We start from the raw sequence: 1,649 nt of genomic DNA, 5'->3' as shown, positions 1-1,649 counted from the left end.
GTTCGAGGTGACGTTATCTGACCAATTCGAATGTAAAGGATTTTCAGAGTGTCCGGACGACGGCACAGTTGAAGTAACAGGCAAGTTTAATGTGTACTCGCGACCATGGACCTTGGCAATCTGTGAGAACCAAAACACCTTGCCTTCAGGCACATCCGAACAAGGTGATAAGTTCATTGCCGCTGGCGAACATTTCTCGTTAACGGTGAAACCCGTCATCTGGCAAAAAGGGGGTTCTATCAGTGATCCTATCGACTCATCAGCTTATTGTGATGCTTTGGTCACGACCAACTTTATGCATGATGGCGCACCAGCAGCATCGGTTGTTTTGTCGAGCGAGCAGCACTCGCCTTTAGACACGGCAAACCAAACCTCGACGCTGTTGAAAAGTAATTATGCGTTAACTCAAGGACACCAATCAGCCAAGAACCATCGCTTCGTTTTTAACGGATTGTATTGGGAAGAAGTCGGCAGCTTGAAAGTGAAAGCAAACCTCGGCAGTACGTATTTTGGCATGAAGGTTAACGAAGGTTATCGCCATATCGGACGTTTCTATCCGAAGTACTTCAAAGTGCAAAGTCAAAATTGGACTTACCCTAAAAACCAAGGCTTTGTATACATGAATCAACCGTTTGAGAAAGTTACCTACGATGTGGTTGCGCTAAACGCAAACAAAGAGGACGTAAAAAACTACGCCCATTTTGCGCCAAGTCTACAACAACATTTTTACTTAGGAGAGCTTGGCGGATACCAAGATCGTTTTGTGCCACCAGCACCACAAAAGGCAGAATGGAAGCGCATCGGCGATGCCAGTATCGGTCAGTTTGTCATTGAAAAAGCATCTACAAATGCAACGTGTCACAACAGCCCGTGTTGGGAGAAAGATATAACTAAAGGTCAATACCCTGATGGCCCGTTCAACCGCGGTGCAAACAGCAAGAGCAGTAAAATTGGCTTAGTGACTACTCACGTGGTTGATGAGGTGAACTTCTTCGATGGCGGTGAAATTCTGACGAAACAGCCAGACATTCGTTTTGGTCGTTTGAACTTTAAGGATGTTGGCGGAAATCAGGGCATGAAGATCAAAGTGCCATTGGACGTAGAGGTGTGGCAAGACGGTAGATTTGTTACAAACTTAGATGACAACTCGACAACCGCAAATGGTGCGTACTACACCAGCACGCCTATTTGGTCGAACGCACCGGTAAATAACGCCCAGTTATCTGGTGTTGCTAAGATGAGTGTTGGCAGAACCAACGACATCATTGCAAGCCAAATTGACGCAGCAAGAGAACAAATTCAGTTCAGCCTAAATCTAGATCACTCAGGCAACCAACTTCCTTGGCTCAAATACGACTGGGAAACTTCGACTCCCGAAGAAGAAAACCCGCCAACAATAGTCACGTTTGGTATTCACCGTGGAAACGATCGCATTATCTATCGTGGTGAGCCGAATATGCTCGGCTTAAATTAGCCTCTTAAACCAACACTAGACGGCAAATAAAAAGAGCCCCTCATTGAGGGGCTCTTTCGTTACAAACGAATGTAATTATCTAACAGTGTTTAGTTCGTGCCACGACGCGCTTTCAAACGCTTTACCATTGCAAGACGACGCTCTGCTGAGCCTTGGTCTGTCGCAGACTGGTTAG

Annotated in this window: 1 protein-coding gene; it reads left to right on the top strand. The window is 46.0% G+C overall.

The window, feature by feature from the left end; translation table 11 throughout:
* Window positions 1–1,474: DUF6701 domain-containing protein (locus tag R7P67_RS23710; RefSeq protein ID WP_318086181.1), on the top strand; the 1,474-nt coding region annotated here is incomplete at its 5' end.
* Between the last annotated feature and the right edge of the window lie 175 nt (window positions 1,475–1,649).

Source organism: Vibrio sp. Vb0937 (assembly GCF_033338855.1).
This window is presented reverse-complemented; position numbering and strand designations above follow the sequence as displayed.